This is a genomic window from Sphingobium sp. BS19 (genome assembly GCF_027925545.1).
In the GTDB taxonomy this organism is placed as follows: Bacteria; Pseudomonadota; Alphaproteobacteria; order Sphingomonadales; family Sphingomonadaceae; genus Sphingobium.
In genome coordinates this window covers 1-16069 of the sequence record NZ_BSEF01000040.1, presented here as the reverse complement: position 1 = coordinate 16069, position 16069 = coordinate 1, and the positions used below count along the sequence as shown (strand labels likewise).

General features: G+C 51.1%; 10 protein-coding genes and 2 pseudogenes. 8 read left to right on the top strand and 4 right to left on the bottom strand.

Features of this window, described 5'->3' with window-relative positions:
* Positions 1-454: 454 nt before the first annotated feature.
* The 4 genes and pseudogenes from QMG56_RS22100 to QMG56_RS22085 all read right to left on the bottom strand — a co-directional run.
* Positions 455-649: pseudogene (locus QMG56_RS22100) on the bottom strand (IS110 family transposase); the annotation flags it as partial.
* A pseudogene (locus QMG56_RS22095) lies at positions 648-836 on the bottom strand (IS110 family transposase); the annotation flags it as partial. The pseudogenes QMG56_RS22100 and QMG56_RS22095, both read right to left, overlap by 2 nt.
* Positions 837-1258: 422 nt before the next feature.
* Positions 1259-1819: an isoprenylcysteine carboxylmethyltransferase family protein gene (locus QMG56_RS22090; RefSeq protein ID WP_281824963.1), complete on the bottom strand. Its 561-nt coding sequence runs from the start codon at positions 1817-1819 to the stop codon at positions 1259-1261.
* 631 nt (positions 1820-2450) lie between these two features.
* Complete coding sequence (locus QMG56_RS22085) at positions 2451-3248, bottom strand: acetyltransferase (RefSeq protein WP_281824961.1); 798 nt, start codon at positions 3246-3248, stop codon at positions 2451-2453.
* A 2568-nt stretch (positions 3249-5816) separates the two neighbouring features.
* On the opposite strand from QMG56_RS22085, the gene QMG56_RS22080 reads away from it, so the two are divergent.
* From QMG56_RS22080 to QMG56_RS22045, 8 genes are all read left to right on the top strand, one after another.
* A complete protein-coding gene (locus QMG56_RS22080; protein ID WP_281824959.1) occupies positions 5817-6401 on the top strand; it encodes a PEPxxWA-CTERM sorting domain-containing protein in 585 nt (194 codons plus the stop codon).
* 627 nt (positions 6402-7028) lie between these two features.
* Positions 7029-7442, top strand: coding sequence for a hypothetical protein (locus tag QMG56_RS22075; protein ID WP_281824957.1), 414 nt, complete (start codon positions 7029-7031; stop codon positions 7440-7442).
* A gap of 278 nt (positions 7443-7720) precedes the next feature.
* On the top strand, positions 7721-8728 hold the full coding sequence (locus tag QMG56_RS22070; RefSeq protein ID WP_281824955.1) for an HlyD family efflux transporter periplasmic adaptor subunit: 1008 nt from the start codon (positions 7721-7723) through the stop codon (positions 8726-8728).
* Complete coding sequence (locus QMG56_RS22065; RefSeq protein ID WP_281824953.1) at positions 8715-10445, top strand: ATP-binding cassette domain-containing protein; 1731 nt, start codon at positions 8715-8717, stop codon at positions 10443-10445. Before QMG56_RS22070 ends, QMG56_RS22065 begins: the two co-directional genes overlap by 14 nt.
* Entirely contained in the window at positions 10442-11566 is a 1125-nt protein-coding gene (locus QMG56_RS22060) for an ABC transporter permease (protein ID WP_281824951.1), read from the top strand. Before QMG56_RS22065 ends, QMG56_RS22060 begins: the two co-directional genes overlap by 4 nt.
* 35 nt (positions 11567-11601) lie before the next feature.
* The gene (locus QMG56_RS22055) at positions 11602-12681 is read left to right on the top strand and encodes an ABC transporter permease (protein ID WP_281824949.1); all 1080 of its coding nucleotides are present in this window, start codon (positions 11602-11604) and stop codon (positions 12679-12681) included.
* Between the two features lie 264 nt (positions 12682-12945).
* Positions 12946-14094 (top strand): hypothetical protein, encoded by a 1149-nt coding sequence (locus QMG56_RS22050; protein WP_281824948.1) that lies wholly within the window; start codon positions 12946-12948, stop codon positions 14092-14094.
* On the top strand, positions 14072-15961 hold the full coding sequence (locus QMG56_RS22045) for an acyltransferase family protein (protein WP_281824946.1): 1890 nt from the start codon (positions 14072-14074) through the stop codon (positions 15959-15961). Before QMG56_RS22050 ends, QMG56_RS22045 begins: the two co-directional genes overlap by 23 nt.
* Positions 15962-16069: the final 108 nt, after the last annotated feature.

Sequence of the window (16069 nt, the reverse complement as noted above, 5' to 3'; positions counted from 1 at the left end):
ACAACGAAGAGCGACCGCACAGCGCGATCGGGAATATCCCCCCGATCATGCTGGCAAACTCACCCGGTGCAACCCGCCCACCGGATCTGAGCGAGGCGGAAAACTCCAGACCCAAGCGGTCCAAGGTTGGGTAGCAGTGCACGAAAGGGTCGGACTCAACTCGCACTTGGGGGAAATCAGGGGGTCATGTGTGGACGCCCCCTGCGGTGCAAGAGCTTTTGTTTAGCAATGAGTACCAGTCGGGTGCATCCATGTGTTCGGCCTGTTCGCGCAGCACCGCATGGCTGCTGGCCCTGATGAAGTCCGCAGGGTGGCTCCCCAATCACGTCATCGCGCTCGACGCGCTGTGACCCCCTGGGTTTTGCCGCCCCCCGTTCTGAGCGGTTTGTCATCACTGCTCAGCGACTCCCACGCTATCCTGCTCCCGTGCGTAACACGCCAGCGCGGACCACGGTCATGCGGTCGCGGCCGCGTAGACTCCTTTGCGCGACATCACCGCCCAAGCGATGCGCGCTATCTTGTTGGCGAGCGCCACTGACGCGATCTTCGCAGGCTTGCGCTCTAGGAGCTGCGCCATCCAGGGCTGCCGATCAGCGTTTTTGCGCGTCATACGCATTACCGCAGTCGCGCCTACCACAAGCAGCCGTCGCCCAATGATGGGCCGATGCGCACGCTTCCATGCCTACAAGGGAACGGGGAAGATCACTGAGGAACCCGACCACCTCAGCCCGCCGAAGTTTGCGCCGGATGAGAACGGCTCCGTCGCTGCCGATCGCGTGGACTTGAAAAACACTCTTCGCCAGATCCAAACCGACGGTAACAATCTCCTGCTTCATTTGCCAACCCCTAGACGTGGACCTACAACGACCCATCATTGCACAGCTACGCTGGTGCACTAGTCGTCCACGCCATCACGTCAGCGGCTGTTGGCCGTTGCATTCCTACTGCAATGCTGCGCACTGATTTTGCAATCGGAAATGTCGATTTGTCTCCACCTCAAGGCGGCCTAAAACGAAGTCGATCAAGTACATGTGATGCTAAACTGGACACCTCGAAAAACTGGCAGAATTTTGTAGGGCCATGATAGCAAGGATAACAGAGCCGGGGTGGGCCGGAAGTGGCAGCAATATTCTGTAGTAATTGTGATGTCGCTGTTGCCGCTGGGTATGGCTTCGCTCGCTAAAAAGCGCCAAATTTTAAGTTAGAAGCCTACGTGTTATTTGACCTATTTATCCAATTTGTAAATTTGCTGCATTGGTTAAGAAAATAGCCTCGGGATCATCAGGCCTGTTTTCCGCCTGTAATCCTCATAGGACCTCCCAAGATCGGATGCCATTAAATGTCGTTCCTCGGCTCTAGCCGCAGCAATATACATGATGACCACGATACATGCGCCAAGTGCCGCCAGAACGGAGCCGGAAAAGAACGCGCAAGTTCCCCAAAATAAACCATAGGCGGTGTAAAGGGGATGTCGGATATAGCGATAGGGTCCGTGTTGAACGACTTCGCCTGGCACAATACCACTGAATGCCAATCCAAGGTTTTTACTTTTAATTGCGCGAAGGGAAGATTTGAAAATTGCTGCAGAGAAGGACGAGAGCACAAAGGTGATTATGCTTCTCTCAACGGGTACGTGGCGTGTCAAGGCAGACACTATCGATATTAACCCGACGATCATTGAGACCGAAACCAAGATGTAAAGCATCGGACGAACCTTGCTTTTGGGATCGAATTTTGGCTGGGCCGTTCCGAACCATACGCCTAGAAAGGCAAGGTACACTATGACAGCAAATTTCAGGATCTCAGCAAGCGTCATCATTAATCTCCGTTCGACAACGCCGATCTATATGCCGGAGTTGAACAATCGGTTAACATAATATAAACCTAGATTTTATTTTTCATATTGCGGTTAATCGCCGATAAGCGATCCCATGACGAAAACCTGACAAGGTTCTTGCCCATATATTGATCTCGACAAGTCATGGAGTACCGAGGTTTTTTGTGCTAGCACCGGCATCCACCCAATGCATCGGATTGGTCGTCAAGAATGACGAAAACCTCTGCTAACCTGGTGTTGAAAATCGGCACTTAGGCGCTCGGGCGACGCTTCTTGCACGCAAAACGCAGATTACCGATGTGACGATTATTGAATTTTGCGCTTTAAACAGTGCCAGCCAGAGCGACGCCGCACAGCAGTTTGGCTGCTCCTGGTGCCGACGCCGTGGACGTCAATATAGCGCGTTGGGCAAACTGCGGCAGCACTTCGAAGTCCTTAGCCACCGCGATATTTACTTGGTGATACGCCCATGCGCATCAAGAGCGGCAGCTTCGCTCGAATATTTCAATATACTGCAGTCATGCCCCTCGATATATGCTCCCTACCTCCGCGCTCACGGATTAATCGGCTCTCGAAATTCCCATAGTGCCACCAAAGGCATCTTTTGTGTAGCTCAGATCCCTGAATTCGAGAACGGAGTTGCTGTGTTGTGGGCAAGCGATCTGAGCGGAAGGTTTAAATTGCTCAGAACCATCTGCTCCTCCGAAGGTGATAAAAACAGGGAGTAGAGAGATCTGGACCTTGCGCCCTCCCGGTGACGTTCGATACTCGCCCGTATTTCTGATACGTTTAGCCACATGAGTTGTGCAGGTGCGTTCACAACCGAATTTGTTTTAAGATCCCCGATCGGCATGAACCCAAGCATTGCTTGGTAAAAACGCCTGTGACGTGGATTTACTCCGATGAACAAATCGGTGCATTCGTGGGCATTAAACCCATATAGAAAAACAGTATGGAACAGTATTGCCAAATTATGTTGGTCTGGAACGTCGGCCTCAAACGCAAATTTTGTAAGTTCGCATACTTTAGCACCAGGTGCTGACCGAAAAGAATCAATTTCACTCCGAAACTCATTGTCAAGCGCAAGACCGTGCTGGTCATCAACGCTAAGGGTAATTGTACCAATTACCATGTCATTCTGGATAGCAATGAAGGTCGTATGCGTGCCATTTGTTGGAAGTTTATGATCATTGCCATACCCTCTCCACCCAAACCTACGGTTCACGAGCGCCGCAGCGCTATTGTAATCTTCCTGAGTTTCGGCAACGCGCAAAGTAAGCAGCGGACGTCCCTGTTCCGAAGAACTCTCAAAAACACCTAATGGCTGCTGAGCCAGAAAACTTCTGGCATCGATTCTGGAACTAAGTTCGTAGTCAATATCTTTAAACTGTCGTTGCAAGACTTGAGACATAACCACCCCCGAAGTGAATTGACGTGTCCTGAAGATACACCCCTCCTTTTCTAAGTGCCTTAAAGCAATTGCTTAACCGCCACTTAGGCATCTTTACGTAATTTGAGCAGTTTTAATGACGAAAAAGACATGCGATGACGCCGCGCGAGATGTATGCGGCAACCGGCAATAGCTGGCGATGTGGATTATTCAGTTTTGACCCCCTGACGGATCGTTCTACGACGACCATTCACTGCACAACCGATATGTCCCTATCGGAGCGAAACTAGACCTTTGATGCTAGGTGACCGAATTTCGCGACGAACGGATGGAACTGGTCGCGAGTTACGTGGAAATTCGAACGCATTTTGGCGGGGCCACGTGCCAAGAGGATGTCATCGGTTTAAGGCTGTCGCCTTAAGTAGTAATCCGACTTCGCGTTGGGACAGCACCCGACGGCCTAACTTCCGTCCGGATACGAGTTGTCGGCCAATTTGAAGTGGCTCATTGTTGAAAGATTTAATCCGTCAAGAGCGGTTCAGATCGCTCCGCGGTAACCCCGTCGGCAGCTCATCCAAAGGCACTAATCCAATTTAGTCGGCAACCAAGCGGTCGGCCACAGTTGTAATGGACAAGAGGCATTTGGACTGGGAACAATACACACCATCACAAAACATCGCCGAAGGTGAGGAACCGGGTTCAACAACGTGACGGTCTGATCAAACTAGGCGCATTGCTACAATTGACACTCTAGGTCGGCCACCCGCTCATCAGTTCGACCCATTCGGCGGTGCCGTTCTCGATCAAAGTTGCCCCGCACATCGTTTCTAACAATCCCCGGATGTACCCGAAACGATAACAGTACCGCGTGCGGCGTTGCCAACCGCTGCCAGTCTTCAGCTTTAAGCGCATACCCTAGGTACATACGGCGGGCGGAAGATGAATGGCGGGCTGAGAGCGGAGTGGGGCAAACATGACCATGTTGGAGATGAACGCCATCTCGCGAACTTCCGGTGACCACCTGAGAAACCACGATCTGTCAGCGCCCCTGATTAATATTCCATTTGTCGATTTACAAACAGAACGCCAGCAGTCTGCCAGAAGCCCTTTGCAGCTCGACACCGAGAGACATCGCGATCTGGTCCGTCATTCGTTCCTTACAGCCAATTCTATTGGATGATTGCAAAATGCAGATAGTGTAGATTGCTGACTATATGTTAGCCTGCGCCGATGCCCAGATTCGGAACGCAAATTGTAATAATGATGGGAATGACCGCTGCGGCTGGCGCAAGCCGCCTCCTACTTACTACAACCGAATCCAGAGTGCAGATTGCGGCATTTCTCTTTATCGGCGCCTTAGTCGAATTGGGGGTCAAACCTAGTTGGGGGATATCGCCTCGATTAGGGTCTTGGATTGCGACCGGAATGTGCACGACGTTCGCCATTCTTACCGTAAGATGGCATCTTGAGGGCCTTTGTCCGCACACGCAGCCATTATGCCAAAATCCTATAGGAGCAGCGATCAAAGTTTTGACATGAGGTGAGCTATTCTCGAACGCTGACCTCAGCGCGACGTACGATGCGGGATAGGCCGCTCTATTATTCGATGTTGTCACCACCGCTCAAATGCCTCTGCCATATCAAAAAAGCCGGTGCCATTTGGCAGAGAAAACACATGTGTTTTTTCTAGTCGGCTAGCGCAGTCAGTCCTCAAACATTTGAGGCGCAGCAGTTTTGACATTTTGGTTGGCAAGCTTGGCGCAGGGCGAACGACGGCGATCAGGTGTACAACGTCCGCTCGCCGCCGCTCTTACGACAGGAGCCAGATTCGCTTAAGTCCCGCCGTCGAATGGCAGAAACACCTTGCAGCCTTAACCGTTACAGAACAGATAGTTAGGCCAAGCGATGCGAAATTGTGGGGCTGACAACATATCATATTGCCAGCCCCGGTCCAATATCACCCCTGATAGTGGAAACACGACCATGGTCGGCAAGTGTTTCAAAAAGGTAAAGCCGCGATAGATTCATTGATGGAAACATCAGCGGCATGACCGATGTGATGGTTCGCGCAGGCCTGCGTATTGCGACCTGTTACTTACACAAATCAGCCCCCGTCGTTTGGCACCGATTTCAGCGCTAACAGGTTGCCGCACATTCCCTATTAACGTTGGCCTACAGCGCTCTTGCCAGTTTTTGTTACCGCTGCCTGCTTCCGTTAGCATGGGCAAACAATAATTGCCTTACGATCTCGACCGTTCGCGAAGTCGATGCAGGCTGCTGCCAATCGCAAGCGGGCGGGACGATCGACTATAACATTGTGGACCAGTCTGAGGATCCAGGCCACCAGCAGATGCAAAAGTAGATGCATCGGAGGTAATCTTGCCTCCAAAAAAACAGCGAACTCAGATCTATCTATTATCGCTATTTTTTCCGGCATTGCGTAGGTCAGACTTCCAGGTGCGGCAATAATAATTCTTTAGGACGGTCATGTCCCACAATGAAACGGTCCAGCGGGTGTGCTTATTGCGACTCGCTAATATTCTGCCACTTAGACTAAGGTAACTAGTATTAGGTTACAGGGAAAAAAGTGTGAAAAAATTTCTTTTCGTAACAGCGGCTTGTATGGGCGTACTGTGCACGACTCCAGCACAGTCTGCGGTATTAGCCTGTTCTTCTGGGCCATCTATAGACCTGATCAATGTTGGTTGCACTGCGGGCGGCAATGACGCTCTAAACAATGTTGAAGCTGCGCTTGCTGCAGCGACGGGGATCGATGTCAGCCTTCTCCAATTGTCGCTCTATGGAAAGAGTGATGACAATAAATCGCTGTTCAGTTTTTTGCCCGATGCTAACCCTGCCATGGGAAAAGCGACGGACTGGAGCCTGCTTGACGGCACGCCTATCAAATATGTGACAGTCAAAGGCAGCACAAGTTTCAAACTTTACGAACTTCCAAAAGCCGGTGCCAGCTCTGGTATCAACTTCTCGACGCTGGGAATATTAAACAGAGGTGGAAACCAACCCGATATTTCGCACCTCAGCTTCTGGACATCGCCGACGACAGCGGTTCCCGAAGCATCCACCTGGGCAATGATGCTACTGGGGATCGGTGCTTCGGGATTTGCTTTACGTCGCCGCCAAACCGCCCCAAAACCAAGATTGAACGCTGTTTAAGTCCATACCCCATTCCTACATGTGTTCTTTTTGGTCTGACTTTTTTACCTACAGTTGGGCCTATCGCAGACTAGGTAGCAATTATCCTGGTTGAGTTCGCGAGTGCAATACGATCTCCTCAAACGACGATTCGACGGCGCTTGCAGCAGCGCTGCGCGCGCTTCGATGCGCGTATGGCGTTGTATCGGAGAGTGAGGACGACTGGCTTTTCCAGCACGAGGCTCGCTTAAAGCAGTCAGCGACTTCAGCCAATCGCTATTTAAGATACCCGGCACGCTATTAATGGGCGGATTGGTCTGGGCGACATGATCATCCTCTATGCTCGTTGACCGGCCTGAGGCAGCTGTCCTGGGACCAAATATGTTCACGATTTGCCCTGTCGCTAGTGAGACCTTGCCGCAGAGTATGCCGCCAAGCCCAATCCGAGCATGGCAGTCAGGACGCGCAACCATCATAGCGTAACCAAGAGATGATGAAAGCACTGTTAACACATGCTTGACACCATCGCGTTATCCTAAAAAACGGCTCAATCGCATTCGAAGTTGCATGGACTTTGACGGAGCCAATTAGGTAGCGTAACGCAACTGCGAACCTGGAGACGACTTACCAATGCGATACGCTCTTATAATGGCTGCTACAGGTGCACTGGTCTTTGCCTCAAGTGCCAATGGGGTCGTTCAGCAGTCGTCCTTTGCCTACAAATATGATGTCTGCCCGCAAAAACCAGCAGACATTGATGCAGCATTCGCTAAGATAGCAAAAGACGCCAATTTGATTAGGGTAGGAAGAAATCTGCTGGCGTACCAGTCTACTGCCCCTTCCAGCTCTGGCGTCCCGGCTGGAGTAACCACCCCCGCGATCTTACTTGAATTTGAACGCATCCCCTCTGGCAGGCATGTCGTGCTGTTACTCAGATTTTTCCAATCCCCCAGTATAAAGGCAGCCTTGACGAAGGCCACCCGTACTCCGATCGATCGCAGGCTTACCGACAAAATGGCGGTAGGCATTGGTCAGTTAGAAAAAATGATGCAATGCCGTTGACCGCATCCATATCGAAGTTGTCATGTGCAGGAGCTATAAAATAGAAATTCCCCAGTTGTGGCGGGGTGAACCTCATTGACTATCTCGATTCAGCAGCGCACCATTTCTGGCGTGGTGGCGGAGTTTTGTAAAAGAAGATGTCGAGGGCCATGGCTCTTAGCAAGTCATGAGTGTGACGCGGCGCTATCTCGTTTGCCTGTACGGTCTCGTCTGCCTGTACGGTCTCGTCTGCCTGTACTTTCTATACCGTTTAGTCGCCTACCATTCGGAGACCATCGATGAACCGCCGCCGTATCCTCGGTGTATCGGCACTAGTGGCATTGGTGCTTGCAGTTATCGCGACGCGTGGCTTTGGGATACTCTTTCCTAGCGTAAGCGGTGGCCTCACTCTTCATGGCAACGTCGATATTCGACAGGTCGATTTGGCATTTCGCGTTTCCGGGCGCATTGCATCTTTACCCTTCGAAGAGGGCACCAGGGTGCGTCAAGGATCAGTGGTTGCCGAATTAGATCCCGGGCCACTAAAAGATAAGCTTCGCGCCGCCAATGCCCAAATCGCTATCACGAATGCAGAGCTCAACAAGCGGATTAACGGCAATCGCCCGCAAGACATTGCGCAGGCGCAGGCGAGGCTTGCTGATCTCCAAGCAAGCTTAGAAGCGGCCAAAGGCGATTTTGACCGCCGGGAGGCGCTCGTTAAAAAGGGTGCCGTCAGTGAAGCTGTACTTGAAACGACAGCAGCTCGATTTCGTTCGGCGCAGGCACAAGTACGCGCTGCAGAACAGGCTCTTGCACTCGAAAGGGCAGGAGCGCGCAAGGAGGATATTGAGGTTGCACGCGCTCAACATCAGCGTGCCATAGCCGAAGCCGGGAGCGCAAATTCAGAATTGAGCGACACAATACTTCGAGCGCCGAACACCGGTACAATATTGACACGTGTCCGCGAACAGGGAGCCATCGTTCAGGCGGGTGAAACAGTCATGACCCTGACGATTGAAAATCCGCTTCGGGTAAGGGCATACATCGCTGAGCCAGATGTTAGTCGAATTTCGCCCGGAATGGCCGTTACTGTACGGACTGACGGTAACGATCGTATTTATCATGGTCGAATCGGACATATCTCGCCCACTGCCGAATTTACCCCAAAAACGGTGCAAACCGAAGCATTGCGAACAGATCTCGTCTACCGCGTACGGATCATAGTCACGAACCCCGACGATGCCCTACGACAGGGAGCGCCCGTTACAGTTGCAGTTCCTGGTGCGCGACCGCATGCCGGGAACTGAAGCATCGGTGCCGATCGCTTCTGCACGAGCCATTGTGAAATGCTTTTCCAAAAACAGCGCATTCGCGCTCGACGACGTTTCGATCAATATCTTGCCGGGAAGGATGACCGGTCTTATTGGCCCGGACGGGGCTGGGAAGACTACTTTGATACGGATACTTGCCGGACTGATAAGTCCTGAAAAGGGCGAGGTGTCGATATTTGGAGGACCTGTCGAAGTCGCTGACAGAGCGTTGATCGGCTACATGCCGCAGCGGTTCGGATTATACGAAGATCTGACTGTCCTTGAGAACATTCGTCTATTTGCAAAGCTGAGGGGACTCCCGCCGGGCGAACATGCCGAGACATTTAAATGGCTGCTAGATTTTACCGATCTGCGACGATTTCGCGATAGACTTACCGGGAAGTTGTCGGGCGGGATGAAACAAAAGCTTGGCCTTGCATGCGCCATGGTCCGCACGCCACGACTTTTGTTGCTTGATGAGCCAGGCGTTGGGGTAGACCCCATCTCGCGACGCGAGCTTTGGCAAATGGTTGAAGATCTTAAGAGCGATGGTATCGGCATTCTTTGGTCGACCGCTTATCTCGACGAGGCCGAGAAGTGCGATACTGTAACCCTCTTGAATAATGGAGTGGTCCTTTATGACGGTCCTCCAAGTACTCTTACACGCCGGGTAGACCGGCGCATTTTCCAAATAGCTGTCCCAATGAATGAGCGAAGGCAACGACTTAGAGAGGTACTCGACACACCTGATGTCATTGATGGGACAATCCATGGCGACGGCTTGCGCGTGATGACAAAATCAATCTCGTCCCCGTTGACTACGCAAGTGCTTAATCTTCCTATAGATAGCCATATTTCGCGTAGCCCTGCTCGGTTCGAAGACGGATTCATCGATTTGTTAGGTGGTGGGCCGCCAGGCACCTCCCCCCTTGCGGAAAGTTATCGAACAATTCCCGATACCGGCCTTCCGCCGATTGTTGCTGAACGCCTCACCCGTACATTTGGTAAGTTCGTCGCAGCAACGGACATCAGTTTCACCGTGCCGCGCGGACAGATATTCGGACTGCTCGGGCCAAATGGTGCCGGGAAGTCCACCACCTTTAAAATGTTGTGCGGACTGCTCACTCCTACAGACGGCACCGGTCTGGTAGGCGGGTTTGATCTCCAATCCGCAAAAGCTGACGCCAGGCAGTCGCTGGGCTACATGGCACAGAAGTTTTCTCTCTACAGCGATTTGTCAGTGCGGCAAAATCTCAATTTTTTTGCAGGAGCATACGGCCTCGGCCGGGGCGTCGCGCGACAAGCGATCGATGAGGCAATTTCGATTTTTCACCTCGATGCTTTTCTCACCCAAGATGCAGGAGCTCTTGCGCTGGGCTTTAAGCAACGGCTAGCCCTTGCCTGCGCCGTTCTTCATCAACCCCCTGTGCTATTCCTTGACGAGCCGACGTCGGGTGTTGATCCGATTGTCCGGCGGGAGTTTTGGACGCACATCAACGGATTGGTTGCCAAGGGCGTAACCGTTCTCGTCACAACCCATTTCATGGATGAAGCGGAATTTTGTGATCGGGCAACTTTGATCTATCGTGCCAGGCAGATAGCGACTGGAACGCCGACAGAATTAAAGACGCTGTCGGGAAAGACAGACGGCACAATGGAAGAAGCATTTATCGCTTTGATCGCGGCGCACGATACACAGGTTCCTGCGCTGTGACGCTTTCGGTGAAGCTCCGATGCCTGAACGCAATGATAATTAAGGAAAGCGTCCAGATCGTACGGGATCCTTCGACGTTATTAATCGCTTTTATTCTTCCGCTTCTTCTCATTTTCATGTTCGGATACTGCGTCAATCTGGACACGCCGCAAAGTCCCATTGGTATTGCGCAGCAGGACGACAGCGAAGCTGCCAAAAGTCTGGCAGCGGCCTTTCAAGCGTCTAAATGGTTCGATGTTCGCACTTCGGGAACGATGAATGAGCTTTCGGAAAAAATGGTGGCGGGAGAGATCCGCGGTATCATTGTGATACCCGATGGTTTTGGCCGCCGCACGGCAGGTGGCGGCGGGGACGTTTTGATACTTGCTGACGGCTCAATGCCTAACACAGCAAGCTTCATATCCGCGTATGCCGAAGGCGTGCGAGCCACATGGGAGGCTGCACGAACAGGCAACAGGAACAAAGTCGGGCTCGCGCCAATATCTACTACAATGCGCTTCTGGTATAATCCGGAACTTAAAAGCCGCAATTTCTTAGTTCCAGGGGCAATAGCAGTGGTAATGACCATGGTTGGAACACTTTTGACGTCACTGGTCATAGCTCGGGAATGGGAACGCGGAACGCTTGAATCAATTATGGCAACGCCTCTGACCATGCCAGAATTTATTGCCACAAAGGTTATTCCATATTTTCTGCTAGCGATCATTTCGATGACGCTATGCACGGCGATTTCATCTTCGATATTCGGCGTTCCTTTTCGCGGCTCTTTTATTGCCCTGATCTTAATTGCTAGCGCGTTCCTGCTACCCGCATTAGGCCAAGGTATTCTGATTTCCGCAGCAACGAAAAATCAGTTTGTTGCTACGCAAGTGGCGCTCCTCACTGCGTTTCTTCCCACAGTTCTATTATCAGGTTTTCTCTTTGAAATAAGTTCAATGCCGACTGCCATCCAATACATCACTTTTCTTGTGCCGTCGCGATACCTCATTCCTCCGTTGCAAACGGTTTTTATCGTGGGCGACGATTGGAGTGTCTTTCTGCCAAACATGTTAAAGCTGCTGGGCTTTGGCGTTGTTTTCTTCGCCGCTGCCGTCCGGGTGACAAAGCGGAAGATTGCGTAATGATATCGTTCATTAATCCCAGGCTTATAGCGATAATGGTCAAGGAGTTTTGGGCGGTATTGCGTGACCCACGTTCGCGAATTTCGCTCATAGTCCCGCCGCTCATCCAACTATTAGTTTTTGGATATGCCTCTACTTTAGAAGTCAAAAACGTCACAATAGGAATATTCGATCAAGACGGTGGGCGTTGGAGCCAAGAAATAATCCAGCGGCTCGCAGGTAGCCCTAATATCGAAAGGATCGTATATTTTCAGTCCGGTGGCCAGTTAGCTAGAGCTTTAGACACCCAGCAGGTCATTGCGGCGGTCCGTTTTGAACAAAATTTTTCGGGGAATGTAATATCAAAACGCGGAGCCGTAGTTGGCGCTATTTTTGATGGAAGAAAGTCCAATTCGGCTCAAATAGTAAGCGGCTATATAAATGACATCGTCGACCAGGCCTCGCTGGATTCTTCTACAGACGCCAATGAGGTAAAAGGGCGATCAATCGTCTCATACTGGTATAATTCCAATTTGGACTATATTTGGTTCACTATTCCAGGTCTGGTTGTGATTATATCGCTAGTATCCTGCACATCCGTGGTGTCGCAATCTGTAGCCCGGGAACGAGAGCTTGGAACATACGATCAAATCTTGGTTTCGCCGGTGCGACTGTGGGAACTTATGGCAGGCAAGATGGCAATTCCAGTTATAATCGGACTTGCAAATGCAACCTTATATTTAATCGCTAATCCAATCATATTTGGCGTTCCCTTTCGCGGATCGCTTCTACTATTCTTTTGTTCGTTACTTATCTTTCTTCTTGCGATGACAGGCACCGGTATGGCGATTTCCGTAGCGGCCAGGACACAGCAACAAGCTTTCCTTGGAATGTTCGCAATTTCAGTTCCGGTCTTCCTACTTTCTGGATACGCCGCTCCCATCGACAATATCCCCCCCATTCTTCAAACAGTGGCAGAAGCAAATCCTGCAAAGCATTTTTTAATTGTCGCAGAAGGCCTGTTTCTGAAGGATATGCCAGCAATCGACGTGTTCACAAATTCATGGCCAATGGCCGTCATCGCATTTGTGACGATATGCGCTTCGTTCTACATGTTTCGAATACGCATCGATTAGCTATTGAGCCGCTGTGCCTCTAGCAAACACGTCTGGGCTTTAACCGGAGGCAACATCTACGCGCGGCCCAATACGGTTATTGACCTCCCGAATCGCCGACCGCAGTCAGAGCTCCAAGCAAGTAGCACAAAAGCTTGTTCTTTCGGCGCCTTAACGAATTATAGGCCTGCGCTATTTTCTATCAAGCCTGTATGGAGTAAGCGGCTGCCAAGGTCGATGACCGCATGTACAAGGCCGAATGATTGGCGGAAAAAGGAAATTACCATGCGAATTCTAATTGGCACGGCACACTTTTTCGCGCCAATCTATAGAGATGCCGGGATGCATCGTTTTGCCAAAGCATTAGCGGCAAAAGGTCATCATGTAGATTTCATAACGTTTGGGCAGAGCCGCCTGAAACAATATATGAAAGCAGAAACTAGGCGCTATATCGATTCAGCGGTCTCCGCGGCCAGCCAAGGCCGCAACCCAGAAAACATTTTCGCCCACGTGCATCAAGAATTATTCCACCCGCCAAGTGGATCGTCAAAAATTGAAAAGCTAACAGCCCCGCTGTTGCAGTTCTATGGCCGAAGACTGGACCCCCGCGCCGCCGACGCAGCCAGAGGCGCCGATGTCATAATTTTGGAATGTGGCTATGCAGCTGTGTGGTATGACGCGCTTTGCAAACTTGCGCCACACGCAACGTTTCTTGCCTTCTATAATGATCGATTAGATCTCGTCGGGTTTCGATCCGATATTATTGCCCTTAACATGAGCCTGCTCCCGCATTTTGATCTGGTTCGAACGAATGCCGAACGCCTGCTCGACTACTTGCCCAGTTCCACTAACGGACGCTATATTCCCCAAGGTGTCGACAAGGACAAGATTCGTTTCGACCTTCCAACGCCTTATGGAGCAGGCAGTCGTAACATTGTTTCTGTAGGAAACATGTTGTTCGATACTGAGGCCGTGCGGGCGGTTGCAGCGTCTGACCGGACTATCACTACGCATGTTATCGGCGCAAAAATGGACGACCCGCCGCCCAATGTCGTTGTTCACGGGGAAATGCCGTTCGAGCAAACGCTGCCCTACATCATTCATGCCGACGTAGGATTGGCGCCTTATCGCCCTGAAGAGGGTGGCGACTATCTTGTGCAGTCCAGCCTGAAAATCCAACAATATTCTTATTGCGGGCTCCCCATTTTGATCAATCAGGCACTTGGCATTCAAGGTATCAATTTTGTGCAATATGATCTCGGAATGGACGGTGATGTTGCACGGGCGGTATATTTGGCTTTTGAAATGGGCAAGTCGCCTTCTTACGGCGTAACATGCCTAGATTGGGCCGAAGTTGGCGATGCCCTCTTGTCCGAGATATACAAAATTTCTGAATTGAAACGAAAAAGCGGTGTCGAACGATCGGCAAGTTAAGAAAGGCCTCATTTTGCTACTCAAACACCGTTCCGATATCGACGGACTTCGATCCCTAGCTGTTCTCCCGATAGTTTTTTTTCATGCCGGTATAGAGAGCCTGCAAGGCGGATTTATCGGCGTCGATATCTTCTTCGTAATCTCAGGCTTCCTCATTACCTCGATAATATTGGGGGAATTGAAATCAGATAGTTTTTCTATTTTGAAATTTTATCATCGCCGGGTCATACGAATACTGCCCGCGCTATTGTGCATGTTAATTTTAGTCACCATTATTGGATGCCTAATCATGTTCTCGCAAGAATTGCAGGGACTCATGACTTCTGCCATGGCATCTGCTGGTTTCATTTCAAACATATACTTTTGGAAGACTGCGAGTTACTTTGCATTATCCTCTGAGAGCAAACCACTTTTACACACTTGGTCGCTTGGAATTGAAGAGCAATTTTATATATTCTTCCCTTTATTGCTCGCCGCATGCTTCCGCTGGGCCAGAAGAAAATTATCTTTCATAGTCGTTGTTATCACGGCCTGCTCCTTTTTTGTTAGTTGGTGGGCAACCTCGGCAGCTCCAGGCGCTGCTTTTTACTTACTTCCTAGTCGCGCTTGGGAACTTGGTATAGGCGCTTGCGTGGCACTCGGTCTTTTGCCCGCCATCCAGTCCTCCACGATCCGAGCCATACTTTCGTTGCTAGGTGGCGCAATGATCCTGGTCGGAATTATCCTCATCAGCGCCGATGTGGGCTTTCCCGCTCCGGCAGCACTATTACCCTGCCTGGGAACGGCCCTTCTCATCGGGTTTGGGGAAGACGGACCTACTGCGAAGGCACTGTCATGTGGTCCAGCGGTCTGGCTGGGCAAAATTTCTTATTCGGTCTATCTATGGCATTGGCCGATAATTACGTTTTTTCGCCTCTCGAATGGATCTCAATTATCAGGGCTCCAAAGTGGATTTCTCATTGCCGCATCCATCGCGGCAGGTGCAATTTCTTATTATGTCATCGAGCAGCCATTTCAACGCCACTTCCGGGCGAAACGCTCAGCATCTGTTGTGCGTAACGGGCTAATCATAATTGTGTTCTACTGCATCGTTAGCGCAGCCGTATACGTCAACGCCCGCAGAATCGTCGTACTACCTAAGAGTGTTACGCAAGTGGCTGATTTTATCGATTACCCCGGAACCGCGGAACACATTCGCCAGACTGATTATGGAAGATGTTTCACCGGTGAGGGGGCACAGTTCAACATCGACCGCTGCTTTACGATCGACAAGCAGCGCCGGAATGTTCTTCTGCTCGGGGACAGTCATGCTGCCCAGTACCGCGATGCGCTAGCGAGTCAGTATAAAGACATCCATTTTGTCCAAATAACTGTGTCCGGTTGCCGACCGCTCGTACGGAGTTCGGGAGAGCTTCGTTGTACCCAAGTGATGCGTGAAATATTGTCGCGGCGCCTACCAAACAGTCCTATCCGTGATGTGATCCTAGCAGGTCGCTGGACCTCTGAGGAAACGAGCAAAGTAGTCGAGACGATCCACGAACTACACAACCGTGGCATTAACGTGACGGTGGTGGGACCGACCGTTGAATATGGGGGCGACTTCCCGCTACTGCTTGCGCGTCAGACGCTCAATGATAGTCGGTCTGATATGGCTCGTTTTGTTAAACATGACCGCTTCGATCTCGACGACGTTCTCAAAAAAGCTGTCCAATCTGCGGGGGCTACATACTGGTCAGAAATTAAAGCCGAGTGCCCCAAAGGATCGTGCCGCTTATTTACCCGGGACGGCACCCCGTACCACATCGACTACGGTCACCTTACGAGGCCAGCCGCGAAGGAAGTGATCTCTAGCCCGTCTTATTCATGAGACCGCCGCTCCGAGGTTTTGTGGGCTGGGTTCGTTGTTGACGGCGTAGTCTGGACGAGCGCCTCCGCTGGTGATTTTCACCACGACGGGAGCAAGGGGCTTTTTGAG

Excerpts from the sequence above, each read along its gene's own strand:
- QMG56_RS22090 (WP_281824963.1), bottom strand. The coding sequence starts at position 1,819 with ATGATGACGCTTGCTGAGATCCTGAAATTTGCTGTCATAGTGTACCTT.
- QMG56_RS22085 (WP_281824961.1), bottom strand. The coding sequence starts at position 3,248 with ATGTCTCAAGTCTTGCAACGACAGTTTAAAGATATTGACTACGAACTT.
- QMG56_RS22075 (WP_281824957.1), top strand. The coding sequence starts at position 7,029 with ATGGCTGCTACAGGTGCACTGGTCTTTGCCTCAAGTGCCAATGGGGTC.
- QMG56_RS22070 (WP_281824955.1), top strand. The coding sequence starts at position 7,721 with ATGAACCGCCGCCGTATCCTCGGTGTATCGGCACTAGTGGCATTGGTG.
- QMG56_RS22065 (WP_281824953.1), top strand. The coding sequence starts at position 8,715 with ATGCCGGGAACTGAAGCATCGGTGCCGATCGCTTCTGCACGAGCCATT.
- QMG56_RS22055 (WP_281824949.1), top strand. The coding sequence starts at position 11,602 with ATGGTCAAGGAGTTTTGGGCGGTATTGCGTGACCCACGTTCGCGAATT.
- QMG56_RS22050 (WP_281824948.1), top strand. The coding sequence starts at position 12,946 with ATGCGAATTCTAATTGGCACGGCACACTTTTTCGCGCCAATCTATAGA.